Origin of the sequence: Enterobacter mori LMG 25706 (genome assembly GCF_000211415.1) — a bacterium.
GTDB lineage: Bacteria > Pseudomonadota > Gammaproteobacteria > Enterobacterales > Enterobacteriaceae > Enterobacter > Enterobacter mori.
The window spans coordinates 1-1,138 of sequence record NZ_AEXB01000135.1; the positions used below are offsets into that span (position 1 = coordinate 1).

The following is a 1,138-nucleotide window of genomic DNA, read 5'->3' on the forward strand; positions in this document are numbered from 1 at the left end:
ATTCAACTAAAAGCGGAAGGATTTGCTATTATTATTCAAAATTACTGAACATGAAATAACCGTCATGCATTGCGCTGATATTCATTTACTGATGTCCTGAACGTCAGCCTTTTTCAGGGAGAACGCGGGTGAAAAGCAGAAAACAACCTTCATTCCTCATCAGACACAGTACCGCTGTCCATTTTATCGCTTATGCGGGCGCCATTTTTGTCATGACGCCCTTTAACAGTAAAGCGATGCCCGTATTCGTATGGATGGCCATGATGATTGCCTGCGCAATCATCATTTCCTCATGTATAAAACCCCTCACTCTGCTGCAACTGTCCCGAATGGAATGGGATGAATACAAAAAAATAGCGGGCTCGACGCTGATGTCTTCGCTGCTTTTTTTAGCATCGTGCGTGGCATTTAAATATTTCGCCGGAAATGGCCTGCAGCTGCCCGTCACGCTCGCTATCGGGACGGTGGGATTTATCTATTATTCCATCACTCTCTATCTGGACGCCGTGGATGATGACAGAAAGAAAATTGCGAAAAAGGCCTTCACCCTTGCGCGCGGTTTATGGCTGATTATCTCCTTCATCTGCTACATACTGGCGCGAAAGATCTTTATGGACGTCACGGATGTCACCTATGAGGCGACGTTCAATAAAATTACGTCGTTTGGATTCTTTTTAATTTTCTGCACCTTATTTTTTTCAATGGTATTTCTGTTATTCACGATGGTACTGCCCTTGTTGCAGAATTCATCGATGCAGTTCAACGTCCTTGCAGTTTCTGCCCCGCTTTTCTGCGCTGGCTATATCTTCTTTATTGCTTATAACGTCAATACCAGTCGGGTGCTTGAATACGTCCTCAATGTGACAATCGATTACGACACTCGGGATACGTTTTACTGCAACAATGAATATCGGATCCTCAACGACTATCCCAATGCGCGCTTTATGATGATGGGCGAGGGTAATTACCGCGTGTTTACGCCGAAAAAGCAGGATTACGGTATCTGGCGGCTGACGTGTAAAAACGTCGCGCCTTTTTATTCCCTTGTAGAGGTTCAGGATAGAAAAGATGTTGTTAAGCGAGAGACAAAGTAAAAAAGCGCCCCGGGGGCGCTCTTTCGACGGTGTGACACGCTTAT

The 1,138-nt window shown here is 45.1% G+C and carries 1 protein-coding gene; it reads left to right on the forward strand.

The genetic code is table 11. The features are described from left to right. Positions 1-128: 128 nt before the first annotated feature. Positions 129-1,094: a hypothetical protein gene (locus ENTMO_RS0100595; RefSeq protein WP_237702304.1), complete on the forward strand. Its 966-nt coding sequence runs from the start codon at positions 129-131 to the stop codon at positions 1,092-1,094. The last annotated feature ends 44 nt before the right edge of the window (positions 1,095-1,138 follow it).